The 23,199-nt window shown below is 71.9% G+C and carries 25 protein-coding genes; 8 read left to right on the top strand and 17 right to left on the bottom strand.

Annotated elements, in window-relative coordinates:
- A complete protein-coding gene (locus L0965_RS07355) occupies window positions 1-270 on the bottom strand; it encodes a Rho termination factor N-terminal domain-containing protein (RefSeq protein WP_101307032.1) in 270 nt (89 codons plus the stop codon).
- Window positions 271-378: 108 nt separating this feature from the next.
- On the opposite strand from L0965_RS07355, the gene L0965_RS07350 reads away from it, so the two are divergent.
- Window positions 379-540 carry a hypothetical protein gene (locus L0965_RS07350; RefSeq protein ID WP_167626506.1) on the top strand — a complete coding sequence of 54 codons (162 nt, stop codon included), beginning with the start codon at window positions 379-381 and terminating at the stop codon, window positions 538-540.
- A gap of 131 nt (window positions 541-671) precedes the next feature.
- Here the strand turns inward: L0965_RS07350 and L0965_RS07345 are convergent, their stop codons facing one another.
- Window positions 672-1,433: a MerR family transcriptional regulator gene (locus L0965_RS07345; protein ID WP_101307033.1), complete on the bottom strand. Its 762-nt coding sequence runs from the start codon at window positions 1,431-1,433 to the stop codon at window positions 672-674.
- 134 nt (window positions 1,434-1,567) lie between these two features.
- On the opposite strand from L0965_RS07345, the gene L0965_RS07340 reads away from it, so the two are divergent.
- On the top strand, window positions 1,568-2,419 hold the full coding sequence (locus L0965_RS07340; protein ID WP_101307034.1) for a DUF4097 family beta strand repeat-containing protein: 852 nt from the start codon (window positions 1,568-1,570) through the stop codon (window positions 2,417-2,419).
- Between the two features lie 2 nt (window positions 2,420-2,421).
- Window positions 2,422-3,057, top strand: a complete 636-nt coding sequence (locus L0965_RS07335; RefSeq protein ID WP_061781903.1) for a PadR family transcriptional regulator — start codon at window positions 2,422-2,424, stop codon at window positions 3,055-3,057.
- 118 nt (window positions 3,058-3,175) lie between these two features.
- On the opposite strand, the gene L0965_RS07330 is transcribed toward L0965_RS07335, so the two are convergent.
- The gene (locus L0965_RS07330) at window positions 3,176-3,688 is read right to left on the bottom strand and encodes a universal stress protein (RefSeq protein ID WP_101307035.1); all 513 of its coding nucleotides are present in this window, start codon (window positions 3,686-3,688) and stop codon (window positions 3,176-3,178) included.
- A gap of 166 nt (window positions 3,689-3,854) precedes the next feature.
- Here L0965_RS07330 and L0965_RS07325 point away from each other — a divergent pair, with 166 nt between their 5' ends.
- Window positions 3,855-4,034 carry a DUF3073 family protein gene (locus L0965_RS07325; protein WP_060959110.1) on the top strand — a complete coding sequence of 60 codons (180 nt, stop codon included), beginning with the start codon at window positions 3,855-3,857 and terminating at the stop codon, window positions 4,032-4,034.
- Window positions 4,035-4,184: 150 nt separating this feature from the next.
- Here the strand turns inward: L0965_RS07325 and L0965_RS07320 are convergent, their stop codons facing one another.
- The 4 genes from L0965_RS07320 to L0965_RS07305 form a co-directional block, all read right to left on the bottom strand.
- Window positions 4,185-5,423 (bottom strand): MFS transporter, encoded by a 1,239-nt coding sequence (locus L0965_RS07320; protein ID WP_101307036.1) that lies wholly within the window; start codon window positions 5,421-5,423, stop codon window positions 4,185-4,187.
- A gap of 294 nt (window positions 5,424-5,717) precedes the next feature.
- Window positions 5,718-7,199 (bottom strand): amidophosphoribosyltransferase, encoded by a 1,482-nt coding sequence (gene purF, locus L0965_RS07315; protein ID WP_060959108.1) that lies wholly within the window; start codon window positions 7,197-7,199, stop codon window positions 5,718-5,720.
- A gap of 27 nt (window positions 7,200-7,226) precedes the next feature.
- Complete coding sequence (purM, locus tag L0965_RS07310; RefSeq protein ID WP_060959107.1) at window positions 7,227-8,339, bottom strand: phosphoribosylformylglycinamidine cyclo-ligase; 1,113 nt, start codon at window positions 8,337-8,339, stop codon at window positions 7,227-7,229.
- A gap of 93 nt (window positions 8,340-8,432) precedes the next feature.
- Window positions 8,433-8,660 (bottom strand): histidine ammonia-lyase, encoded by a 228-nt coding sequence (locus L0965_RS07305; RefSeq protein ID WP_101307037.1) that lies wholly within the window; start codon window positions 8,658-8,660, stop codon window positions 8,433-8,435.
- A gap of 113 nt (window positions 8,661-8,773) precedes the next feature.
- On the opposite strand from L0965_RS07305, the gene L0965_RS07300 reads away from it, so the two are divergent.
- Window positions 8,774-9,385 (top strand): hypothetical protein, encoded by a 612-nt coding sequence (locus L0965_RS07300; protein WP_060959105.1) that lies wholly within the window; start codon window positions 8,774-8,776, stop codon window positions 9,383-9,385.
- Window positions 9,386-9,532: 147 nt separating this feature from the next.
- Here L0965_RS07300 and L0965_RS07295 read toward each other — a convergent pair whose 3' ends face one another.
- The gene (locus L0965_RS07295) at window positions 9,533-9,859 is read right to left on the bottom strand and encodes a hypothetical protein (protein ID WP_060959104.1); all 327 of its coding nucleotides are present in this window, start codon (window positions 9,857-9,859) and stop codon (window positions 9,533-9,535) included.
- A gap of 139 nt (window positions 9,860-9,998) precedes the next feature.
- Between L0965_RS07295 and L0965_RS07290 the strand changes: the two genes are divergently transcribed.
- On the top strand, window positions 9,999-11,378 hold the full coding sequence (locus L0965_RS07290; RefSeq protein ID WP_101307038.1) for an NAD(P)/FAD-dependent oxidoreductase: 1,380 nt from the start codon (window positions 9,999-10,001) through the stop codon (window positions 11,376-11,378).
- A gap of 795 nt (window positions 11,379-12,173) precedes the next feature.
- On the opposite strand, the gene L0965_RS07285 is transcribed toward L0965_RS07290, so the two are convergent.
- The 9 genes from L0965_RS07285 to L0965_RS07245 form a co-directional block, all read right to left on the bottom strand.
- The gene (locus tag L0965_RS07285) at window positions 12,174-15,158 is read right to left on the bottom strand and encodes an HtaA domain-containing protein (RefSeq protein WP_234057969.1); all 2,985 of its coding nucleotides are present in this window, start codon (window positions 15,156-15,158) and stop codon (window positions 12,174-12,176) included.
- A 93-nt stretch (window positions 15,159-15,251) separates the two neighbouring features.
- Complete coding sequence (locus tag L0965_RS07280; RefSeq protein WP_101307040.1) at window positions 15,252-16,049, bottom strand: heme ABC transporter ATP-binding protein; 798 nt, start codon at window positions 16,047-16,049, stop codon at window positions 15,252-15,254.
- Window positions 16,046-17,098, bottom strand: a complete 1,053-nt coding sequence (locus L0965_RS07275) for an iron ABC transporter permease (protein ID WP_101307299.1) — start codon at window positions 17,096-17,098, stop codon at window positions 16,046-16,048. Before L0965_RS07275 ends, L0965_RS07280 begins: the two co-directional genes overlap by 4 nt.
- Before the next feature lie 53 nt (window positions 17,099-17,151).
- On the bottom strand, window positions 17,152-18,291 hold the full coding sequence (locus tag L0965_RS07270; RefSeq protein WP_232783945.1) for a hemin ABC transporter substrate-binding protein: 1,140 nt from the start codon (window positions 18,289-18,291) through the stop codon (window positions 17,152-17,154).
- Window positions 18,288-19,136 (bottom strand): HtaA domain-containing protein, encoded by an 849-nt coding sequence (locus L0965_RS07265; protein WP_101307041.1) that lies wholly within the window; start codon window positions 19,134-19,136, stop codon window positions 18,288-18,290. The genes L0965_RS07270 and L0965_RS07265 overlap by 4 nt, the downstream gene beginning before the upstream one ends.
- Before the next feature lie 101 nt (window positions 19,137-19,237).
- The gene (locus L0965_RS07260) at window positions 19,238-19,996 is read right to left on the bottom strand and encodes an ABC transporter permease (protein ID WP_101307042.1); all 759 of its coding nucleotides are present in this window, start codon (window positions 19,994-19,996) and stop codon (window positions 19,238-19,240) included.
- A complete protein-coding gene (locus L0965_RS07255) occupies window positions 19,993-20,820 on the bottom strand; it encodes an ABC transporter ATP-binding protein (protein WP_101307043.1) in 828 nt (275 codons plus the stop codon). The genes L0965_RS07260 and L0965_RS07255 overlap by 4 nt, the downstream gene beginning before the upstream one ends.
- The gene (locus L0965_RS07250) at window positions 20,817-21,176 is read right to left on the bottom strand and encodes a DUF1048 domain-containing protein (RefSeq protein ID WP_101307044.1); all 360 of its coding nucleotides are present in this window, start codon (window positions 21,174-21,176) and stop codon (window positions 20,817-20,819) included. Before L0965_RS07250 ends, L0965_RS07255 begins: the two co-directional genes overlap by 4 nt.
- Window position 21,177: 1 nt before the next feature.
- Entirely contained in the window at window positions 21,178-21,519 is a 342-nt protein-coding gene (locus L0965_RS07245; protein ID WP_060959096.1) for a PadR family transcriptional regulator, read from the bottom strand.
- A 133-nt stretch (window positions 21,520-21,652) separates the two neighbouring features.
- Between L0965_RS07245 and L0965_RS07240 the strand changes: the two genes are divergently transcribed.
- Window positions 21,653-22,600 carry an aldo/keto reductase gene (locus L0965_RS07240; protein WP_101307045.1) on the top strand — a complete coding sequence of 316 codons (948 nt, stop codon included), beginning with the start codon at window positions 21,653-21,655 and terminating at the stop codon, window positions 22,598-22,600.
- Window positions 22,597-22,983: a MerR family transcriptional regulator gene (locus tag L0965_RS07235; protein ID WP_060959094.1), complete on the top strand. Its 387-nt coding sequence runs from the start codon at window positions 22,597-22,599 to the stop codon at window positions 22,981-22,983. Before L0965_RS07240 ends, L0965_RS07235 begins: the two co-directional genes overlap by 4 nt.
- The last annotated feature ends 216 nt before the right edge of the window (window positions 22,984-23,199 follow it).

The raw sequence follows: 23,199 nt of genomic DNA, 5'->3' as shown, positions 1-23,199 counted from the left end.
TCAGGAGTCGCGGAGCATGTCGACGAGCTCCGCCTTCCGCGCGTTCGCGTAGCCGCGGATGCCGAGTTCCTTGGCGCGTCCGCGCAGCTCGGCGACGGTCCAGTCCTCGTACGATCCCGCCGCGCCGCCGCGGCGACCCACGGCCGTGCGGCCGTCGCGGGCGGCGGCGTTGGAGATGCGGGCGGCCTTCTGCTTCGATGCGCCGTCCGTGCGCAGCTCTTCGTAGAGCTGCGGATCCTTCAGGGACGCGGGGGTGTCGTTCTGGGGCATATAACGGCCCTATCGCACGGGAAGAGCCCGTGGCAAGGGGGGTGCCCGCGGCCGCGAACGCGACTAGCTTCAGGGGGTCATGGAGTCCCTCGAGAATGGAGCAATCACATGAATCTCGCTCTGATCATCATCATCGTCGTCGCGATCGTTCTTGCGATCGTCGGCGGCATGAACGCCGCCCTGAACTGGCTGCTGTGGGTCGCCCTGATCGTCGGCATCATCGCCATCATCGCGTTCCTGCTGCGACTCGTGCGAGGCGGTCGCGCCTAGCGTCGACCGCCCGGACCGCGCCGGCTCACCCCTGGGGTGAGCCGGCGCGGTCGCGTGTGCCGCTCGTCCGTCCCGCGTGGTCGCATCTCGGATGCCGAAGCGACAGCGCGGGACGGATGGGCGGCGCGCCCTCACCGCTGCGCGGTGAGGTAGGCCTCGAGCGAGGCGCGGACGAACTCCGCACCGGCGGGGCCGCCGTAGTTCGCCGCGAACCGCGGCTCGGCGACGTACATCTCGCCGAGCCCCCGCAGGTAGCCGGCGATGTCGCCGTCCGGCGCCGCGGCGGGCGTCCCCGGGATGCCGCGGAGCCAGGCCACGTGACGGGCGGCGAGCTCCTGGGCCTCGCCTCCGGCGGGGTCGAGGCCGCGCCCGGCGGCATCCACCCACGCGGCGTTGAGCGCGGCGACCCGCGCCTTCGCGTCGCGGTGCCCCTCGGCATCCAGCCCCCGCCACCAGCGGTCCGCGTCGGCGTACGCCGCCTCACCCCAGCGCTCGATGACCTCGTCGTGGTATCGCGTGTGGTCGAACCCGTCGAACATGTTCTCGGCCATGGGCTCTTCTCCTTCCTCCAGTGCGGTGATGGTCGATGCGACCGAGGCGATCCGACGCGCGAGCCGTTCCTGCTCCTCGTGCAGTGCCCGCAGGTGGCGCCGCAACGCGTCGGTCTCGGTCGTGGGCCGTTCGAGCACCTCCGCGATCTCGGGCAGAGCGAGCCCCATCTCGCGCAGGAGCAGGATCCGCTGCAGGCGCACGAGGGCCGCGGCGTCGTAGTACCGATAGCCGTTGGCACCCACGCGGCTCGGCCGCAGCAGCCCGAGCTCGCCGTAGTGCCGCAGGGTGCGGCTCGTGGTGCCCGCGAGGCGCGCGGTCTGCTGGATCGACCAGTCGTTCATGAGGACGACGCTAGAGGTTGACGTCGCGTCAAGGTCAAGGAGACGTCGGCGAAGGCTCTGGCAAATCGAGATATATCGTGTTATTCTCGCCACAACGCGATATATCTCGAATCGCCAGAACCCAGGAGAAACCCATGACACTCGAGAAGTGGCTCATCAAGCCGGGCGAGACCCGGGTGATCGACCTCGAAGACGTCCGCAAGCTCAAGATCGGACTCGTCGGCGGACAGGTGGATGTCGTCGCGCACGACGAGCCCGGGGTGCGCATCGAGGTCCACGCCGTGACCATCAAGGACCTCCGCATCGAGGCGTCGGGCGACGTCGTGGAGATCGACCACCCGCAGCTGCGCTGGGACAACTTCCTCGAGGTGTTCCGCAACTTCGGTTCCGGCGGCCCCAAGGCCGAGATCAGCGTGGCGGTCCCCCGCGGCATCCTCCTCAACCTCGGCGTCGTCTCGGCGAGCGCCCTGGTGTCGGGGCTCGCCTCGGGTGCGCGTCTGAACACCGTGTCGGGCGACATCATCGTCGACGGCCTGACGGGCGACCTGTCGGTCAACGCGGTCTCGGGCGACGTGCAGATCCGCGGACTCGACGGCACCCTGAGCGCCAACTCGGTCTCCGGCGACGTCGCGGCGACGGGCAGCATCCGCAAGGCGACCATCGACACCGTGTCGGGCGGCATGCTCGTCGACTCGACCGATCGCGTCGACGTCGTCAGCCTCAACACGGTCTCCGGCGACGCCACCGTGCGCCTGGACGAGGGCCACCCGGCCAACTTCGTGCTGCGCAGCGTCAGCGGCCGCCTCATGGTCGACGGCGTCAAGCGCTCGACATCCGGGCCCTCGAACTACGTCGACTCGGTCGGCGAGCTCAGCGGCAGCTTCGCCGACGTCCGCGCGAACTCGGTGTCGGGCGACGTCACGGTGCTGCGTCGGGCCACGGCGACCCCGGATGCCGCGGCCTCCGCGACCGCCGAGGAGGTCTGACGATGCCCCCCGTCTTCTCGCACGGCGACCTGCGCCTCTACCTGCTGAACCTCCTCGACGAGTCGCCCCGACACGGCTACGACCTGATGCAGGCGCTGTCGGATCGCACCGGCGGCACGTACACGCCGAGCGCCGGAACGATCTACCCGCGGCTGTCCAAGCTGGAGGAGGAGGGCCTGGTCACGAAAGTGGTCGACGGTCGCAAGACCGTCTACGAGATCACGGACGCGGGCCGCGCCGAGGTCTCCGCGCGGGCGCACGAGCTCGAGGGCATCGAGGCGGGACTCGCCGACAGCGTCCGCCTCATCGCCGACGAGGTGCGCGGCAGCGTGCGCGAGGCGATGAAGAGCCTCCGCGCGGATCTGGCGGCGTCGGCCCAGTCGGAGCGCGCCCAGGCGCAGCGCGATCGCGACGAGGCCCGCGCCTCGGCATCCGCGTCGCCGTCGGATGACGCGCGCGCGTCGTCCCGCGAGCAGCTGCGGCGCACCGAGGCGATCCTCGGCGAGTTCCGGGCGACCGTGCGCGCCGATGTGCGCACGCATCTCGCACACGGCGGCGAACTCGCGGCATCCGCCGTCGACGACCTGTCGCGCGCGCTCGACGACGCGCTCGCCGCGCTGACCCGCGCCCTGCGCTGATCCCCCGCCTGCCTGCCGAGCCGCCATCCCCTGTGCGAGCCGCCACGCGGTGTACAGCACAGCGGATGGCGGCTCGGCCGCGGTATGGCGGCTCGCGGCAGGGGGAGAGGGGAGAGAGCTAGGCGGGCCAGGGAGTGTCGTCGTCGAGCGGCTCCTCCAGGGGAACCACGAGGATCGGGCGCGACTGGCGGTGCGCGAGCCGCGCGGCGACCGAGCCCGTGAAGAACTCGCGGATCGACTCGCCGAACCCGCGGCGCCGCGTCCCCACGACGATCAGGCGCGCCTGCGCGCGCTCGGCGAGATGCTTGATCGCCAGCGCCGGGTCACCCACGAGCTGCGTGACGGTCCACTCCACGCCGGAACCCTCGAGCGCGGATGCCGCGGCATCCCGCACCGCCGCGAGCTGCACCTCTCCGACGGCGAGGTCGATGTCGATCGGCGCCGAATGCACATAACCGTCGGGATCTTCGTACGTGACGAACCGCGTGACATCGACGTGGGCGACGATCAGGGGCGCCTGGAAGAGCTTCGCGTACCGCGCCGCCTCTTTGAGCACCCGCGCCGGCTGGTCGGGGATCGCGCCGACCACGACCGCGTGGAGCGGGACCGGGCTCTCATCCGAATCGACCATGACACCCTCCCCGTCCTCCCCCGCACCGCGAGGCGCCGGGGGCACCGTGTTATTCTGAATGCTACTCTTCCCGGCAGGAAGCCGGATCGTCAACCGCATCGTGAATGCGCCGGACCAAAGTGCGGAACACCGCATCGTCCGTGACTCAGAAATGAGGGGGTCTCGCATGGGGCGTGGCCGTCAGAAAGCGAAGCACACCAAGATCGCTCGCGAGCTGAAGTACGACACCTACACCGTGAACTACTCCGCGCTCGAAAAGGAGCTCGGACACCACGAGGACGACCCGTACGTCGACAAGTGGGCCGATCAGTATGCCGACGACGAGGACGAGCTGGAGACAGCCTGACGCCCTCGTCATGCCGTGCTGAACGGCGTCACGTGTGCAACGTCGGACTTTTCAGCGCGCTGATTCTGTGAAGGCAGGAGCGTGCGGGCGTGGACCGCGGCGTCGTCGTAATCTCCGACGTTCGTCACAGGCCCGGCACCGCACTGATCCTCACCACACGCCGTGGCGGCGCTCCCACTCGTCTTCGATCGTCCGCGGCTTCGACACGATGATCCCGGTCGGGATCGCCGCCAGGAACAGCGCGCCGAAGACGAGGAGCACCGGCTGCCAGCTGCCGGTCAGCTCGTGCACCACGGCGAACATCAGCGGGAACAGCGCCGCGATCGCGTAGCCCACGCTCTGCGCGAAGCCGCTCAGCGCCACGGCGCCCTCGTGCGTGCGCGTGCGCAGCTGGATGAGCACGAGCACGGCGGGGAACAGCGCCTGCGGGGTGCCCAGCAGGACGACCCACAGGATCGTAGCGGCCGTCGGGGCCAGCACCATGCCCCCGACACCGGCGAGACCCGCCACCAGGGCGACCGCGTAGATCACGCCGACGCGTCGCCACCGCGTGATGACGATCGGAACCAGGATCGACCAGGGCAGGCCCATCGCGCCGAACAGCGAGAGCAGCGCGCCCGCCTCGGCGTGCGAGACCCCGGCCACGTCGACGAGCACGACCGGGAGCCACGCGAAACACGCGTACACGCTCGCGGCGGAGATGCCGAAGGTCGCCGCCAGTGCCCACGCCAGCGACAGTCGCGGCAGGCGTCCGAGCACCCCCGGCGCGGGCTCCTCGATCGCGACCGCCGACTGCTGCGCGGCGGAGGTACGGGCCCGGACGACGAGAGAGACCCACGGCACCACCGCGAGCAACGCGAAGACGGCCCACATCCCGAGCGAGAAGCGCCACCCCGCGGCATCCGCGACGGGCACCGCGACCAGCGGCGGCACGAAGGCCGCCACGGCGAGCAACGCGGAGTAGAGCGCGGTCATCGTGCCGATGCGATCGGGGAAGTACGCCTTGATCAGGGGCGGCAGGACCACGTTGCCGACGCCGACGGCGGCGAACAGCACCGCGGTGGCCACCAGCAGCGTCACGGCGTCGCCGGCAAGCGCGCGCCAGATGAGCGCCGCCGTCACGACGACCATGGATGCCGCCGCCAGCCGCTGCAGCCCGAAACGCCGTTCGAGCATCGGCGTCACGATGCCGAACACGGCGAAGCAGACGGGAGGGGCGGTGCCGATGAGGCCGACGACCCACGTCGGCACCGCGAAGTCCTCCTGCACCTCGGCGAGGATCGGGGACAGCGCCGCCACGGCGGAGCGCAGTGAGAAGGCGACGAGCACGACGCCCGCGAGTGCGAGGAGCCTTCCCCGCCAGAGGGATCGGGGGCGGGGAGCGGTCACCCGATCCAGCCTAGGGCGGGGCGCAGGGGGTTTCGACTCGCTGCGCTCGCTCAACCACCGGGGGCAGGGCAGGCGCAGGGGTTTCGACTCGCTGCGCTCGCTCAACCACCGGGGGCACGGCGGGCGCAGGGGGTTTCGACTCGCTGCGCTCGCTCAACCACCGGGGGCGAGGCAGGCGCAGGGGTTTCGACTCGCTGCGCTCGCTCAACCACCGGGCGCAGGGCGGCCGGCGGTGGTTGCCGGGCGTTGAGCGAGGCGCGCAGCGCCGAGTCGAAACGTCCGCGACGCGCGGGGTCAGCTCTCCTGCGTGCCCTCGACCCAGGCGAGGTACTCGTCCGACACCGTGCCGGTGATGTACCGCCCGTCGAAGCAACTCATGTCGAGGTCTTCGACGTCGGGCGCCCCCTCGAGGATCGCGGCCTTCAGGTCGTCGATCTCCTGGTACACCATGTAGTCCGCGCCCAGCTCCGCCGCGATCTCGGGGATCGTGCGGCCGTGGGCGACGAGCTCGTGCCGCGACGGCATGTTGATGCCGTACACGTGCGGGTAGCGCACGGGCGGGGCGGCCGAGGCGAACGTGACGCTCTTGGCCCCGGCATCCCGGGCCATCTGGATGATCTCCTTGGACGTCGTGCCGCGGACGATCGAGTCGTCGATGAGCAGCACGTTCTTGCCCTTGAACTCGCTCGACATCGCGTTGAGCTTCTGGCGGACGCTCTTCTTGCGCACCGCCTGCCCCGGCATGATGAAGGTCCGCCCGACGTAGCGGTTCTTGTAGAAGCCCTCGCGATACTCGATGCCGAGCTTGCGGGCCACCTGCATGGCGGCGGGTCGCGAGCTGTCGGGGATGGGCATGACGACGTCGATCGCCCCTGCCGGCGTGTACTTGGCGATCGTGTCGGCGAGACGCTCGCCCATCCGCAGGCGCGCCTCGTACACCGAGATGCCGTTCATGACCGAGTCGGGACGGGCGAGGTAGACGTACTCGAACGAGCAGGGCACGAGCTGCGGGTTCGTCGCGCACTGCTGGGTGTGCAGGCGTCCCTCGAGGTCGATGAAGACGGCCTCGCCGGGCTCGACGTCGCGGACGACCTCGAAACCGCCGTTCTCCAGCACCAGCGACTCGGAGGCGACGATCCACTCGTAGCGGCCGGTGGCGGTGCCCTCGGCATCCACCGCGGGGCGCGTGCCCAGGATGAGGGGGCGGATGCCGAACGGGTCGCGGAAGGCGAGCAGGCCGTACCCGGCGATCAGCGCGATCGTGGCGTACGACCCCTCGACGCGCTCGTGCACGCGGGTGACCGCCTGGAAGACCTGCGCCGGGTCGAGCTCGAACCCGGAGATCGAGGACTGCAGCTCGTTGGCCAGCACGTTCACCAGCAGCTCGGTGTCGGAGCTGGTGTTGAGGTGGCGGCGGTCCTTGCTGAAGAGCTCCTTGGTCAGCTCACGCGTGTTGGTGAGGTTGCCGTTGTGCACCAGCACGATGCCGTAGGGGGCGTTGACGTAGAACGGCTGCGCCTCCTCCTCGCTCGACGCGGTGCCCTTGGTGGCGTAGCGCACGTGCCCGAGGCCGATGTTGCCGAGGAGGGCGCGCATGTCGCGGGTGCGGAAGGCCTCGCGCACCTGGCCCTTCGCCTTGAAGAGGTGGAAGACGCCGTTGGTCTCCGCCGTCGCGATGCCGGTGGAGTCCTGACCGCGATGCTGCAGCAGCAGGAGCGAGTCGTAGATGTCCTGGTTGACCGGGCCCTGTCCGACGACGCCGACGATTCCGCACATGTGGTGTAGCTCAATCCGTTTCTGCGTCTAAACCGCTGATGAGTAGGCGCCGACCAGACGCACGGCGCCGCCGTCCACGCCCTTGGCACCCTGCTCGAAGTGCCCGTCGGGACGGGCGCCCTCGTGCACGACGCCGACCTGCCACGTCGCGATGCCGGCCGCCGACAGGAGGGAAGCCGCGGCATCCGCCTGCGCCGCCGAGACGACGGCGACGAAGCCGATGCCGAGGTTCCAGGTGCCCTCGGTGTCTTCGAGCCGCAGTCCGCCGAGGTCGGCGAGCACGCGGAACACGGGCGTCGGCGACCACGTGGAGCGGTCGATCTCGACCCACGCCTGCGGCGGGAGCACGCGGGCCACGTTCGCGGCGATGCCGCCACCGGTCACGTGGCTGAGCGCGTGGACCGCGCCCGGCAGGGCGGTGAGCAGGTTCAGCAGCGGCAGCGTGTACAGACGGGTGGGCTCGAGCAGCTCCTCGCCCCACGTGCGGCCGAAGTCCGCGGCGTGGGCGCCGTAGCTGAGGCCCGTGCCCGCGACGATGTGGCGGATGAGCGAGTACCCGTTGGAGTGCGGGCCGCTGGATGCCAGGGCCAGCACCACGTCGCCCGGCTGCACGCGGTCGGCGCCGAGCACGTCACCGGCATCCACGACACCGGTCGCCGCTCCCGCGACGTCGTAGTCGTTGACGCCGAGCAGACCCGGGTGCTCCGCGGTCTCGCCGCCGACGAGCGCCGTGCCGGTCTGCTCGCACCCGGAGGCGATGCCGCGGACGATGTCGGCGATGCGCTCGGGGAAGACCTTGCCGCACGCGATGTAGTCGGTCATGAAGAGCGGCTTCGCGCCCACCACGACGATGTCGTCGACGACCATGCCGACGAGGTCCTGGCCGATCGTGTCGTGCTTGTCGAGGGCCTGCGCGATGGCCACTTTCGTGCCGACGCCGTCGGTCGAGGTCGCCAGCAGCGGCTTCTCGTACGCCTGCAGCGCCGAGGCGTCGAACAGGCCGGCGAAGCCGCCCACACCGCCCAGCACCTCGGGCCCGTGGGTGCGACGAACCGCCGACTTCATCAGTTCGACGGCGAGGTCTCCCGCCGCAGTGTCGACGCCGGCTTCGGAATAGGGGTTCTGTGGGGCTTCTGCCACGCGAACAGCCTACCGGCAGGGGCGGGGCGCGCGGACCGCGGCATCCGGCCGTGCGTGCGGGCGACGCTGCGGCGCCGACCGCGCAGGAGACGCCTACGACGCCGAGGGATCGTGCGGGTTCCCCGGGCCGTGGTGACGACCGGTCGCGGGATCGATCCAGTTGCCGGAGCCGGTGAGCCGGTGCCAGCGCCGGTGGAACGCGAGATCGGTGTCGTTCGCATCCACGACGGCGGCCCCGCACAGGTCGCAGATGCGCAGGATGACGACATCGCCGCCCGCGGTCGTGACGACGACCGACCCCTCCGGAAAGTCGACGCCCATCGTGTGCCCCTCCCCCTGCGGCCGACCGTCATGGTCCGGCTCCGAGAATGCCCTCAGACTACGCGAGGCGCGCACCCTGTCGCCGGCCCGACCGCTGTCCCTAGGATGGCGGCATGGCAGCGGCGGGAACACCGGAATGGATCGTGCGCGAAGACGCGAGCCTCCCCGTCCTCGTCGCCCTGTATCTGCGTCAGGTGCTCGGCATCCGTTTTCCCGAGGAGCTGCCGCACCTGCGCGGCATCCCGCCGACGGCTCGCGCCGAGATGGGCGAGTACGACGATCGGCCGGCGATCGAGCGCGAGTGGCGCGCGTACTGGGACCTGACCGTCGAGCCGCAGGCGAACCCTTCGCCCGTGCCGCTGGAGCTGATCGACGGGTTCGACACCTACGTCGCGCTGCCGGTCGAGGGGTTCACCGAGCTGCAGGCGGCGATCGCCCCCCACGGCGAGGATGCGGTGGCGTACGCGCGGTCCGCGAACGGCCGCTACCGTTCCAGCCTCGGCAGCGGGGCGTCGTACCGGGCCTACGCGAGCGCGATCGCCGAACACGAGCGGGTGGTGGGGCGCCGCGCGCACTCCTTCGAGCTGAACGTCCAGGTGCTTCCGTTCACGCAGCGCGGCGTGTGGTGGATCGGCGCGCTGACGATCGCCGTCACCGACGGTCTGCGCGGCGACATCGCGGCCTTCGACGCCGCCGTGGGGCCGATCATCGCCGACATCGCCTGATCGCGGCATCCGCTGTCACGGCGCACGGGCCGGGGCGGGTGAGCGGCCCGGGCGGGCGAGCGGCCGGGAACAAGCCGTTCGCGGCGAGAACCGCCTGCTGCCGGCAGATCGCCGGCCCTCGGGCGGCGACGGTCGTGCGAACGGGGCTTACTCGGCGTCGTCGACGGTGATGACCTCGTGATCGACGCGCACCTCGCGGGCGCGGCGGGCGAGGGAGCGATCGAGCACCAGCGCGACCACGCCGCCGACGGCGATGCCGAGGGGGATCGCGAAGAGGCACACGAAGCCGAAGACCTGCGAGGTCGAGTAGGTCACACCCGTGGTCGCACTGACGTTCTCGGTGCCGTCGAACGCGAAGGTCAGCACCAGGGCGACCAGGATGCCGAGGGCAGCGCCCGCCAGGAGGAACACCGCGTACCGCGGGCTGCGCCGCACCTGGGCGGTCTCGATGCGGTGGTCGGCGGTGGGCGTCATGACCCCATTGTCCCACCTCCCATCCGGAGGCGGGCGACACGAGCTCGTCACGGCGTCGCGGTAATCTGCGGCTATGACGGCATCCGCTCCCCTGGCTTCTGACGGCGCGACGAACCCGGTTCCGGATGCGAGGCCGCACGTGGTCATCATCGGCGGGGGCTTCGCCGGAATCAGCGCGGCGCGGGCGCTGCGCCACGCACCGGTGCGCGTGACGCTCGTCGACCGGCGCGTCTACAACACCTTCCAGCCGCTGCTGTACCAGGTGGCCACCGGCGGGCTGAACCCCGGCGACGTGACCCACTTCCTGCGAAGCCTGCGCGTGCGCCAGCCCAACCTCGACGTCGTGCACGAGCACCTCATGGAGATCGACACCGATGCCCGCACCGTGCGTCTGCTCGACGGTCAGGAGATGTCGTACGACTACCTGCTCGTCGCGAACGGCGTCACCACGGCGTATCACGGCACCCCCGGGGCGAAGGAGAACTCGTTCGCCGTGTACTCCCGCTCGCAGGCGATCGCGATCCGCGACACCCTCTTCACCCGCCTGGAGCGCGTCGCGGTGCAGGGCGGCCGCACCAAGGGGCTCTCGGTCGTCGTGATCGGCGGCGGGCCGACCGGCATCGAGATGGCCGGTGCCCTCGCCGAGCTGCGCGACCAGGGACTCGAGCCGGCGTACCCCGAGCTCGACGGCGATGCCTTCCGCATCACGCTCGTGCAGCGCAGCGAGATCCTCAAGCCGTTCATCCCGAAGCTCCGCGACTACGCGGCCGCCCAACTGCGGCGCCGCGACGTCGAGCTGCGCCTCGGGGCGGGCGTGGACGAGGTGCGACCGGATGCCGTCGTGCTCTCCGACGGCACCGTGCTGCCGTCCGATCTCACGGTGTGGGCGACCGGTGTCGCGCCGCACGAGGAGGTGCGCGACTGGAGCCTGCCGCTGGACAAGGGCGACCGCATCCGTGTCGGGGAGGACCTGCAGGTCGTGGGACTGCCCGGGGTCTTCGCCGCCGGCGACGTCGCGATCGCGCCGCAGGATCTGCCCCAGCTGGCGCAGCCGGCCATCCAGGGCGGTGAGCACGTGGCGCGCCAGATCGTGCGCCTCATCGCGGGCGAGCCGACCGCGCCGTTCTCCTACTACGACAAGGGTCAGCTCGCGATCATCGGCCGTCGCTCGGCGATCGGGGAGCTCCCCGGCATCGCGAACCTGCCGGTGCTGCACCGCCTGCGCTTCCTCGGCAAGATCCCGCTGCTGCGCAAGACGGTGGCGCTCACCGGATCGGTCGCGTGGATGACGTGGCTGTTCGTCCACATCGCGAGCCTGCTCGGGCCCCGCAACAAGCTGATGGTGCTGATCGGACTGGTGGCCCGCTACGGCGTGCACCTGTATCGCACACCGGTGCCGATCGTCGGCGACGTGCCCGCGATCCGCCCGTCGAAGGCGCAGCGCCGCCGCCTCACCCCCGAACAGCGCGCCGCGGCCGATGCCGACGCCGGCGTCCCCGCTGCCCCCGACGCCGACTGAGCCGACTGAGCCGCGGCCGGGCCGGGGGCGGGGCCGGGGTCGGTGCCGAAGTGCAAGGGATGCGGGGCGACACACCGCGGCATCCCCCTGCGAAGACGGCGTGTCCGACACCGCGCCTTGCAGTTGAGGCCGCGCGCGGGCGTTTCGACTCGGCGCTGCGCGCCTCGCTCAACGACCGGAGGTGCCACACGCCGGTGCCCCCGCCTGTGCCCCCGGGCCGAAGTGCAAGGGATGCGGGGCGACACACCGCGGCATCCCCCCGCGGAGACCGCGTGTCGGACACCGCGCCTTGCAGTTGGGGCCGCGCGCGGGCGTTTCGACTCGGCGCTGCGCGCCTCGCTCAACGACCGGAGGTGCCACACGCCGGTGCCCCCGCCTGCGCCCGCATGCCGAACTGCAAGGGATGCCGGGCGACACACCGCGGCATCCCCCCGCGGAGACCGCGTGTCGGACACCGCGCCTTGCAGTTGGGGCCGCGCGCGGGCGTTTCGACTCGGCGCTACGCGCCTCGCTCAACGACCGGGGGCGCCGCACGCCTGTGCCCCCTACCTGCGCCCGCGCGCCGAAGTGCAAGGGATGCCGGGCGACACACCGCGGCATCCTTCGCGGAGACGGCGTGTCGGACACCGCGCCTTGCAGTTGGGGCCGCGCGTGCGGGCGTTTCGACTCGGCGCTGCGCGCCTCGCTCAACGACCGGGGGCCGCGCAAGACCGCGGCCTCGGGCGGGCGCGGGCGCCGCGCCGCAACGCCGCAGCGCCCCGCCGAAGCCAGGCGGGGCGCTGCGGGATCGAGGGCTCAGACCGTGCGGTCGGCCATCGTCCTGCGGCGGATCGCCACCAGGCCCGCACCGAGCAGGAGCATTCCGAGCCCCACCCAGACGGTTCCGCCCGGCATCGTTCCGCCCGTGGCCGCGAGTGCTCCCGACGTCGCCGTGTCGCACGGCACGTCCGCACCCAGCGGGAAGGTGAACGACACCGGGTCGAGGCTCTCGCCCGCCGCGTAGAAGCCGCCGAAGGCCTCCGCACCGGCCGCCGTCAGGGTGGCCGCGGCATCCGTCCACGCGATCGCGCCGCCGCGGGTCGTCGCCGCCGGGAGCGTCAGGTTCGCGAGCACGACGCGGCCGTCGACCGACGGGCTGCCGCCGTATCCCTTCGACTGCACGTAGGCGCTGAGGGTCGCAGTGCGCGCGCCGGTGACCTGGATCACGGGGTTGGAGATCGTCAGGTCGAGCAGGCCCCCGTGTCCGGTGAAGCTCGCCGCTCCGCCGAAGGACACCCGGCCGATGCCCTCCTCGGTGTTGAACGCCCCCGATCCGCTGCGCCACGCGATCGACGCGGAGCCCTTCGCGATCGGGCCGTTCACGTACGACACGAAGCTCTGCTTCACACCCCACGTGAGGGAGGCCCCGTCGACCGCCCGCGCCGTGCAGACCGCGACCGGTGCGGTGACCGCCTCGGGCGCGGGGGATGCCGATGCGGCCTCGATCGTGATCGGCTGCTGCACGGTGATGTCGCCCGCACGGACGACGACCGTGTGCGCGCCCGCGGGCAGGGTGGCCGGGATGACGCCGGTGACCGAGAAGAGGCCGCCGTCGCCGACGGTCGTGGTGCCGAGGGTGACCACGTCGGAGTGCACCTCGACGGTGACGGCGACCCCGGCGGGGAAGCCGCTGCCGCGCACCGTGAGCGATCCGCCCTGGACGACGCTGGGTGCGCTCAGGAACACGGTGGGCGTCGTGGTGGTCGGCATCGCCACCGTCACCGCCGTGAAGGTGTCGAGGCTGCGGTCCGTCAGCGACAGCCCGTGCGCCGCGGACGTCGCGACCTGGTAGCTCGTGCCCGGCTCGAGGGTGCCGGCCGGGATCGTCAGCGTCGTGGTGAACGCGCCGTCGAGGATCGTCGGGACCCAGGCCTGCGCGATCCACCCGCCGGCGGGGAGCGCGGACTGCCCCGACCACAGCGAACTCTCGCCGAACAGCACGTACACGCCGTTGGCCGCGCCGGGTCCGGTGAAGCCGGTGCCCGAGACGGTCAGGACGTTCTCGACGGCGGGGTCCAGCCCGGATGCCGGGGTCACGGTGACCGTCGGACCATCGACCGGGGGCACCTCGGCCGCGAACGAGATCGGCGTGGCGGTCTCGAACGGCGCGTACGTCGCACCGCCGGCCGCGTAGGTGTACACGCCCCACGTGCCGTTCGCGAGCGCGCCGTCGGCCTTCGAGACGTGCAGCGTGGTCGAGAAGCTGCCGTCGGCGGCGATCTCGATCGCACCTGCGGCGGCGCCCCCGACCTTCGAAACGTCGGCGGCGAGCAGGCCCCACTTCGTGTCGAAGCCCTTGCGCGCGGAGGAGGTCGCGCCGGTGCTCGGTCGCCAGTCGGCGGCGAAGGAGCCGAACACGACGTAGGCCCCGGTGAACGAGCCCTGCAGCGGCGGCCGGGTGCCGTCGGTGTCGGGCGAGTGGGGGAGGAAGCCGGTGCCGGTGACCGTCACCGTCTCGCCGGTCGGGTCGAGATCCGCCGTCTTCGACACGGTGACCGTCGGGGTCGGGGCGGGCTCCGGCGCGGAGCCGGCCGCGTCGACGACGGTGAACGTCGAGAAGGGCGCGTAGACCGCGCCGCCGGCGGCCCACGTGCGCACGCCGAAGCGGGCGCCGTCTGGCGCCGTCGCGCTGCGCACGACGCTCAGCGTCGTGGCGAAGGTGCCGTCCGCCGCGATGGCGACGGCACCCGCCGCCGCGCCGCCGATCTTGGCGACATCACCCTCCGACACCGCCCACCGGGTGTACTCGGTGCTGCGGCCGGCCGAGGTCCAGGCGTCGCCGGCGGAGAAGCCGAAGCCCACGTACGCGCCGCCGAAGGCGCCCGCGAGAGGCGGACGCGTTCCGTCGGTCGCCGGCGCGTCCGGCACGAAACCCCGGCCCTTCACGACGACGGTGTCGCCGTCGTACAGCGCCTGACCCGTGTACGCGGTGACGCCGTCGGCGAGGAACACCGAGACGGCGGGCGCCGGCTTCTCGGGCTCGACGACCGCGGCGATGTCGTAGGCGACGGCATCCGACGTCGAGCCGCTGGTGGCGGCATCGGCCGGGGTGAACACGGCCGTCAGCGAGTGCCCGCCGACGCTCAGCGCCGAGGTGCTCACCTGCGCCGAGCCGGCGGCGACGGCGACGGCGACGGAGCCCAGCGACACGGAGCCGTCGAAGAACTCCACGGCGCCGGATGCCGCGGGCGTGACGGTCGCGGTCAGTGCCACGCTCGTGCCCGACACGGCGGACCCGCTCGGCGACACGGTGAGGGTCGTCGTGGTCGCGGTGGGCGGGAACAGCGCCTCCCAGTCGATGGTGACCGCGGTGCGCGCGAGCAGGTTCGACGCCGACGGGAACGAGCGCGACGGCCACGCGATCACGTCGTACGCCGTCGCGCGATCCAGCTTCGCGGCGGTCTGCGTGAGGGTTCCGGCCACGTTTCCGCCCGCATCCACGACGGCATCCGTGTTCGGAGTGCTGGCCTGGTCGACGTCGTAGCCGTCGCGCGTCACCAGCGCGAGGTAGACGTGCGGTGCCGTCTGACCCGGCAGCGCCTGCACGTTCTGGAACCCGGTGCCCGCGACCGCGATGTCGATGCCGACGCCGGGGGTGACGCCGACGGTCGCCGTCAGCGCGGGATCGGATGCGGCCTGCGCGGGCGCGGCGACGCCGACGAGCGCACCGGCGGCGACGAGCACGGCGGCCAGCCCGCTCGCGAGGGCGCGTCTCAGCGACGGCCTCCTTGTTCTGTGCACGGGAGAACCTCCAGGAGTGTGGCGAAAGGAAGCGGATGACGTAGGGCAAACGTCCGGCTTGGAGTTAGCTTAGCCTATCCTTATTCATTCCATTCACCGGTATGAACCGCGCCGGGGGAGGATGATCGGCCGGCCCGTGTCGGGGTCGGCCAGCACGCGCACGGGGATGCCGTAGACCTCGGCGATCCGCTCCTCCACCAAGACCTCCGCGGGTTCGCCGTGCGCGACGAGTCGGCCGCGATCGATGACCGCGATCTCGTCGGCGTAGGCGCCGGCGAGCGACAGGTCGTGGAGCACCACGACCACCGCGCGCCCCTCCGCCGCCAGCTCCCGGGCGATCCGCAGCACGTCCTCCTGGTGGCGGAGGTCGAGGGCGGCCGTGGGCTCGTCGAGCAGCACGATGGGCGTGTCCTGCGCCAGCACGCGGGCCAGCGACACCCGCGCCTTCTCGCCGCCCGACAGCGACGGGAACTCCCGCTCGCGCAGGTGGGACACGTCTGCCCGCGTCAGCGCCTCGGCGATGAGGCGATCGTCGTCGTCGGCCCGCGCCGTGTTGATCCAGGGCGCTCGACCCATCTCCACGACGTCGGCCGCCGTGAACGAGAACGCGACCCGATGCGACTGCAGGAGGACCGACCGGGCGCGTGCGAGCTCCCGCGCGCGCCACTGGGCGAGCGGACGCCCGTCGAGCTCCACCGTGCCGGCGGAGGGCGCGGCATCCCCGGTCAGCACGCTCAGGAGAGTCGACTTCCCCGCACCGTTGGGACCGACGAGGGCCAGAACCCGCCCGTAGGCGATGTCGAGGGTGACGCCCGCGAGGATCTCGGCGCCTCCCCCGGGCGAGCCGACCCGGTAGGACACGTCGCGGAGCGCATAGGCGAGCCCGCTCACGCCCAGCCTCCGGCGCGGCGACGGGTGCGGCGGATGAGCACGTAGAAGAACGGTCCGCCGACCAGTGAGGTCAGCACGCCGATGGGGAGGTCTGCCGACGGGATCACCGTGCGGGCGAGGAGGTCGGCAGAGACGAGCACGACCGCCCCGCCGAGCAGCGAGGCGGGAAGCAGCGTGCGGTTCGAGGGGCCCAGCAGCATCCGCATCACGTGCGGCACCACCAGCCCCACGAACGCGATAATGCCCACGAAGGCCACGGCGACGCCCGTGAGCAGGGCGACCAGCACGATCGCGATCACGCGCAGCCGTTCGACCCGCACCCCCAGGTGCGCCGCCGTGCGGTCGCCGAGGGCCAACAGGTCGAGCCGGCGGGCGAGACCGACCGTGGCGGATGCCGCGGCCAGCCCGACCAGGGCGACGAGCCCCACCTCGGTCCACCGGGAGCCGTTCATCGAGCCCAGCTGCCAGAACACGATCTGCTCGCGAGACGCCGTGTCGCCCGCGAACATCAGCACGGCGAGCGCGGCTCCCGTGAAGGCGTTGACCGCGATGCCGGTGAGGATCAGCGTGACCGATTCGGTGCGGCCCTGCGACCGGGCCGTCGCGTACACGACGAGGGTCGCCGCCAGCCCTCCGACGAAGGCGAACACGGCGGTCGTCCAGCCGCCGAGGGAGGTGAGGCCGAGCGTGATCGCGGCGGCGGCCCCGACGGCGGCGCCCGACGACACCCCGACGACGCCGGGCTCGGCCAGGGGGTTGGCGAAGATGGCCTGCATGACGGCGCCGGCGAGCGCCAGCAACGCCCCCACCAGCACCGACATGACCACGCGGGGGAAGCGGATCTGCCACAGCGTCTGCTCGATCAACGGCGCCGACGGCGCCCAGGCGTTCGGGATGCCGAGGGAGCGCAGCAGGGAGCCGACGACCTCGGCCGGGCCGATGGGCAACTGACCGATGCCCGCCGAGAGGATGACCCCGACCAGGAGCAGGGCCGCCGTCACCGCGAAGACGGCGCCCGCACGGCCCCGACGGCGCGGACGCGGCGGCACTCGCGTCGCCGCGCCGCGCGACGGACCGGGCGAGGGGGCAGGGGCGACGGCGGTCACGGGCCCTGCTCCGCCGGCACGGCCGGCGACGCGGCATCCGACGCGCCGTCAGGCGCATAGACCGCCCGCGCGAGCGCATCCAGCACCTCCGCCGACCGCGGGCCGAACGAGAGGATCTGCCCGTCCGCCATGTCGACGAAGCGTCGGTGCTGACCCGCGGAGGTGAGCGCGATCGCGGGCTTCTCGGCGAGCAGCCCGTCGATGCCGCCGACCGACGCGATGCCGGCGGTCATGACGAGGATCAGGTCGGGGTCGGCGGCGACCATCGCCTCGTCGGTCATCGGCTGCATGCCGCGCCAGCCCAGCTGACCGGCGACGTCGATGCCGCCGAGGGCGCCGACGAGGTCGTCGGCGCCGGACTCGCTGCCGAACAGGTAGTAGATGCCCGACGTCCCGCGCAGATAGAGGAAGACCATGCGCAGCCGGTCGGACTCGACGGCGGGCGCGATCCGGGAGATCTGCGCGGTGACGGTCTGCAGTTCGCCCTCGATGCGGCCGGCCAGCAGGTCTCCGGCGTCGGCGGCACCGAAGATCGCGGCGACGGCGCGCGCCTGCGCGGCGGCGCCCACGAACGAGGACGAGCGCTCGACGAACACCACCGTGATGCCGACGTCGCGCAGCTGCTGGACGACGTCGGCCGGACCGATGCTCCCGTCCGTGATGACGAGCGTCGGCGCGAGCCCGATGATCGCCTCGGCGTTGACGGAGTGGCCGCCGGAGGTGATCACGGGCAGGTCGCTCACGCCCGCGAAGGTGGTCGAGATGTCGCGGCCGACCAGCCGGTCGGCGAAGCCGAGCCCCGCGACGGTCGCCGCGAGGGAACCGGAGAGGTCCATGGCGATGACACGCGAGGCGTCGGTGACGGTGACCTCCACATCGCCCGACAGGTCGCGGGAGGTCACGGTGACCGGCAGCCGCGACGACGGCGCGGCGAGGACGGGCTCGATCGCGGCGTCGTCGAGCGTCGCGGTCGAGGGGCCGACGTACGCCTTGGGGTCGGCGAGCGGGCTGACCTCCGACAACGCGACGCGCGGAGCGGATGCCGTGGGCTCGGCGGGCGCCGCCGCGGCGGAGCAGCCGGCCAGGAGCACGACGACGAGGCTCAGCGCCGTCGCCGCGACGCGGCGGAGGATCACGAGCCCTCCCCTTCCGCGCCGGCGCGGTTCCGGCGCCGGCGGACGAGGAGCAGCGCGGCCGCCCAGACCGCGACGACGGCGGCGGCCGCTCCGGCGATCGCCCCGACCGGCGCCGAGGGCTCAGGGCTCGCGGCGAGTGCGGCGTCGTCCGTCCCGGATTCCGCGGGGGCGGCGGGCGCGACCTCGGCGGTCGGGGTGGATGCCGGGCACTGCGCCGTGACCGAGAACGTGAGCGGGTCGAACGCCGTTCCGGCCGGATAGCTGCCGAAGGCGGCGAAGCCCTCCTCCGTCACGGCGGTCGCGGCATCCGTCGCGGAGAACGTGACGACGTCGCCGGCGCGCACGTACTCGATGGCGGCCGCGTCGACCGTGACGAACGGAGTCTGGGTGACCGTGTCGACGGTGCCGTCGCCGGCCATCGCGTTCTCCATCGAGACGCCCGCGACGTCGAGGAGCAGTCGGGCCCCACCCGCCGACAGCGCGAGCGTGGGATGGGCGACGGTCGTGTCGAGCAGCCCGTCGTGCCCCGTGAACCGGATGCCGCCGGGGAAGGAGACCACGCCGACGGTGCCGTCCGGGGAGACGGTGCCGGTGCCGGCGGACCAGTGGAAGGCGGGCGTGGTGTACGTCGCACCATCGACCGTCTCCCACGCACCGCGGGCGATCGAGCCCGAGATGTAGGAGCGGAACGACTCCTTGAACCCCCAGGTCAGCGACGCGGCCGTCACCGTGCAGTCGGCGGGATCGGTCTCTCCCGTCGCGGCGGCGGGGGCGGCGGGAGAGACCGCCGCGACGATCGCGAGCAGGGCGATCGCAACGGAACGCGCAGACGGGGCAGGGCGCACGGGAGCTCCTGACGGGACGACGGCCGGAGCCGACTTCGGATAAGGATTGCCTTACCTAAAGTACACGGCCGGGTGGGCCTCCCGCGCGACGGCGCCTCGCGTCAGGTCGTCCGGCGGCGGTAGATCGCCGAGGCGGCGACGAAGGCCGCGACGAGGATGCCGAGCACCCAGCCCAGGGCCACCCAGATCTGACCCGAGACCGGCGCGCCCGCGAACAGGGCACGGATCGTCTCGACGATCGGCGTCACCGGCTGGTTCTCCGCGAACCAGGCGACCGGAGCCGGCATGGAGTCGGTGGGCACGAAGGCGGAGCTGAGGAACGGGAGGAAGATCAGCGGATAGCTGAAGGCGCTCGCGCCATCCACGGTCTTGGCCGTCAACCCCGCGATCACCGCCACCCAGGTCAGCGCCGTCGTGAACAGCAGCAGGATGCCGATCACCGCGAGCCAGCCGAGCACGCCGGCCCCCGTGCGAAAGCCCATGGCCAGCGCGACGGCGACCACGATGACCAGCGAGGCGGTGTTCGCCGCCAACGACGTGAGCACGTGCGCCCACAGCACACTCGACCGGGCGATCGGCATGGACTGGAACCGCTCGAGGATGCCACCCTGCAGATCGAGGAAGAGACGGTACGCGGTGTACGCGATGCCGGAGGCGATCGTGATGAGCAGGGTGCCGGGGAGCATGTAGTCGATGTACGGACCCGACCCGGTGTCGATGGCCCCGCCGAACACGTAGACGAACAGCAGCAGGAGTACGACGGGCGTCACGGCCGTCGTGATGATCGTGTCGGGGCTGCGCAGGATGTGGCGCAGCGAGCGCCCGGTGAGGATGCGGGTGTCCAGGAGTGCGGTGCTCATGATGCGCGCCTCTCGGTGTCGGTGTGGGGATCGGTGTCGGTCTCGGGATCGGCCGCGCCGGTGAGGGCGAGGAAGATCTCCTCGAGCGTGGGCTGCTTCTCGACGTATTCCACCGTCGCCGGGGGCAGCAGGCGCTTCAGCTCCGCGAGCGTGCCCTCGACCAGGATGCGGCCGCGATGCAGGATGGCGATGCGGTCGGCCAGCTGCTCGGCCTCGTCGAGATACTGGGTCGTCAGCAGCACGGTCGTCCCGCCGTCGGCGAGCGCACGGACGGTGCTCCACACCTCCGCGCGCGCCTGGGGGTCGAGGCCCGTCGTCGGCTCGTCGAGGAAGACGACGGACGGATCTCCGACGAGGCTCATGGCGATGTCGAGTCGACGCCGCATGCCGCCGGAGTACGTGCCGGCCGGGCGCGACGCGGCATCCGTCAGCGAGAACCGCGCGAGCAGAGCGTCGACGACGTCGGCCGGTGCGGCCACGTGCCGCAGCCGGGCGACGAGCAGGAGGTTCTCCCGCCCCGTCAGCACCTCGTCGACGGCGGCGAACTGGCCGGTCAGGCTGATGGCGCGCCGCACGGCATCCCCGTCGGTGGCCACATCGTGCCCGTCGACCGTCGCGAGCCCGCGATCGGGTCGCAGCAGCGTCGCCAGGATCCGCACGAGGGTCGTCTTGCCGGCCCCGTTCGAGCCCAGCAGGGCCACGACGGTGCCCCGCGGCACCTCGAGGTCGACGCCGCGGAGCACCTCCAGGTCTCCGAACGACTTCTCGATGCCGGCGACCCGGATCGCGGGCGCGGTGGTGGGGGGCGTGGCGGTGGCGTTCATGAGCGTTCCCGTTCGGCCCGCTCGATCGCCTCGACCAGCCGCGCGCGCTCCTTGTCGATCCACTGCCGGCCCGAGTACGCGCGGACGAAGTCCTCGCCGAACTCGACGGGGTCCGCGCCGACGATGTCGCGCAGCGGGGTGGCGTCGGCCGCGGCGCGCTCCCAGAGGTCGACGAAGTCCGCGAACAGGGTCACGAGCGTGTCGCCGTCGAGGAATCCCGCGGAGTACATGAAGTACCGCTGATAGGCCTTCGCCGCGTCGCGGTAGGGCGCGGGCAAGGCATCCATCCGCGCGACGGCGTTCTTGTACTGCTTCTTCTGCTCGAGCGATCCGGTGAGCTTCTCGATCCACGACATCTCAGTTCTCCTTCTGGTCGTCTTCGGCGTGGAGCTGATCGAGTCGGTCGGCGAGGAAGCTCCACGTTCCCCAGAACTCTTCGAGCTGGTCCGCGCCCTGCGCGTTCAGCGTGTAGACCTTGCGGGGCGGCCCCTTCTCCGACGGCACCTTCTCGACGTCGACGAGACCGCGTTGCTCGATGCGCACGAGGAGCGCGTACACCGTTCCCTCGGCGATCTCCGCGAACCCCTGCTCGCGCAGCCAGGCGGTGATCTCGTAGCCGTACGCCGGACGACGGCCGAGAATCGCCAGCACGATGCCCTCGAGCACGCCCTTGAGCATCTCGGTGGATTGGCGTCCCATGGATCCTCCTCAGTCGGTACTCATCAACAACGAGTACCGGTACATAGTAAGCATGAGTACCGGTACTCCGCAAGACTGAGTACCGATCCCGGTTTTGACCTGGAGCGCGCTCCAGGTGGTGGGCTGTGGAGCCATGGACACCACTCACCGCAAGGAACTGGCTCTGGGCACGATCTGGTTCGGCACGCGACAGGATGCCGAATGCTCGTATGCGCTGCTCGATCACTACGTGGCACGCGGCGGGCGCTGGCTCGACACCGCCGACAACTACGCGTTCTGGGAGTCGCCGAGCGGCACCGGCGGCGCGAGCGAGACCGTCATCGGCGACTGGCTCCGCCGGCATCCGGGCATACGCGACGAGGTGGCGATCTCGACCAAGATCGGCGCGAACCCGACGGTGCCCGGCACGTGGGCCGCCCCGATGGAGGGTCTCGGCCCGCGCGCCGTCGAGGAGGCGGTCGCGCCGTCGATGGCCCGTCTCGGCGTGGACGTCATCGACCTGCTGTGGGCGCACATCGAGGACCGCGCGGTTCCCCTCGAAGAGCAGGTCGAGGCGCTCGGGTCGCTCGTCGCCGACGGCCGGGTACGCCGACTCGGCGCGTCGAACCACGCGACCTGGCGCGTCGAACGCGCCCGCTCCCTCGCCCGCACGCGCGGACTGGCCTCCTACGATGCCCTCCAACTGCGGCACAGCTACCTCCAGCCGATGCCGTTCGCACCGCTGCCGCCGGGCCACGTGGTCGCGACCCCCGAGTCCCTCGACTACGTCGCCTCCGAGGGACTCGGCATGTGGGCCTACACGACGCTCCTGTCGGGGGCGTACGCGCGCACCGACCGGCTGCCGCACGCCTATCGGCATCCCGAGACCGACCGGCGCCTGGCCGCGCTGGATCGCGTCGCCCGGCGCCTGGACGCCACGCGCAACCAGGTGGTGCTCGCGTGGCTGATCGGCGGCACGCCGGCCGTCACGCCCGTCGTCGGCGTGTCCGACATCGCACAGTTGGATGAGGCGATGGACGCGCTCGCACTGCAGCTGGATGCCGAGGCGCGCGCCGTGCTCGACGGAAGGGATGCGCAATGACCACGATGCTCACGATGGGCGAGGCCGTCGCGGCGAGCGGCCTCTCGGCCGACACCCTCCGCTACTACGAGGACGAGGGGATCATCGGCCCGCTCACGCGCGATCGCCGCAACCATCGGGTGTTCAGCGACAACGATCTCGCCTGGATCGGGGTCGTCACGTGCATGAAGGATGCCGGGCTCGGCATCGACGATCTGCGCACGTTCGCCGATCTCCTCCACGGCCCCCACGCCTCGGTCGACCCGGTGGCCTTCCTCGAGGAGCGCCGCGGGGCCCTCGAGGAGCGCCGTCGCGTGCTCTCCCGCGCGATCGCGGTCATGGACGACAAGATCGCGCACTTCCGCGGGTCTCGCGATCGAGCGGGCTCTCCCGACGCCGGCTGAGCCGGGCGCGCGTTTCGACTCGGCGCTGCGCGCCTCGCCCCCGGCCGTTGAGCGAGCGCAGCACCCCACCCCCGGTCGTTGAGCGAGCGCAGCGAGTCGAAACGCCCCACCCCCCCCCGGTCGTTGAGCGAGCGCAGCGAGTCGAAACGCCCGACCCCCGCCCGCGACGTGAGCGAGCCGTGAGGACCGCCCGCCGGGCCGTAGGGAAACCGTAAG

Source organism: Microbacterium sp. NFH-22A-Y (assembly GCF_021401375.1).
GTDB lineage: Bacteria > Actinomycetota > Actinomycetes > Actinomycetales > Microbacteriaceae > Microbacterium > Microbacterium hominis.
This window is presented reverse-complemented; position numbering and strand designations above follow the sequence as displayed.

Bases quoted from the DNA above. Each gene is read 5' to 3' on its own strand.
- L0965_RS07355 (WP_101307032.1), bottom strand. From the start codon at position 270: ATGCCCCAGAACGACACCCCCGCGTCCCTGAAGGATCCGCAGCTCTAC.
- L0965_RS07350 (WP_167626506.1), top strand. From the start codon at position 379: ATGAATCTCGCTCTGATCATCATCATCGTCGTCGCGATCGTTCTTGCG.
- L0965_RS07345 (WP_101307033.1), bottom strand. From the start codon at position 1,433: ATGAACGACTGGTCGATCCAGCAGACCGCGCGCCTCGCGGGCACCACG.
- L0965_RS07340 (WP_101307034.1), top strand. From the start codon at position 1,568: ATGACACTCGAGAAGTGGCTCATCAAGCCGGGCGAGACCCGGGTGATC.
- L0965_RS07335 (WP_061781903.1), top strand. From the start codon at position 2,422: ATGCCCCCCGTCTTCTCGCACGGCGACCTGCGCCTCTACCTGCTGAAC.
- L0965_RS07330 (WP_101307035.1), bottom strand. From the start codon at position 3,688: ATGGTCGATTCGGATGAGAGCCCGGTCCCGCTCCACGCGGTCGTGGTC.
- L0965_RS07325 (WP_060959110.1), top strand. From the start codon at position 3,855: ATGGGGCGTGGCCGTCAGAAAGCGAAGCACACCAAGATCGCTCGCGAG.
- purF (WP_060959108.1), bottom strand. From the start codon at position 7,199: ATGTGCGGAATCGTCGGCGTCGTCGGACAGGGCCCGGTCAACCAGGAC.
- L0965_RS07305 (WP_101307037.1), bottom strand. From the start codon at position 8,660: ATGGGCGTCGACTTTCCGGAGGGGTCGGTCGTCGTCACGACCGCGGGC.
- L0965_RS07300 (WP_060959105.1), top strand. From the start codon at position 8,774: ATGGCAGCGGCGGGAACACCGGAATGGATCGTGCGCGAAGACGCGAGC.
- L0965_RS07295 (WP_060959104.1), bottom strand. From the start codon at position 9,859: ATGACGCCCACCGCCGACCACCGCATCGAGACCGCCCAGGTGCGGCGC.
- L0965_RS07260 (WP_101307042.1), bottom strand. From the start codon at position 19,996: ATGAGCACCGCACTCCTGGACACCCGCATCCTCACCGGGCGCTCGCTG.
- L0965_RS07255 (WP_101307043.1), bottom strand. From the start codon at position 20,820: ATGAACGCCACCGCCACGCCCCCCACCACCGCGCCCGCGATCCGGGTC.
- L0965_RS07250 (WP_101307044.1), bottom strand. From the start codon at position 21,176: ATGTCGTGGATCGAGAAGCTCACCGGATCGCTCGAGCAGAAGAAGCAG.
- L0965_RS07245 (WP_060959096.1), bottom strand. From the start codon at position 21,519: ATGGGACGCCAATCCACCGAGATGCTCAAGGGCGTGCTCGAGGGCATC.
- L0965_RS07240 (WP_101307045.1), top strand. From the start codon at position 21,653: ATGGACACCACTCACCGCAAGGAACTGGCTCTGGGCACGATCTGGTTC.
- L0965_RS07235 (WP_060959094.1), top strand. From the start codon at position 22,597: ATGACCACGATGCTCACGATGGGCGAGGCCGTCGCGGCGAGCGGCCTC.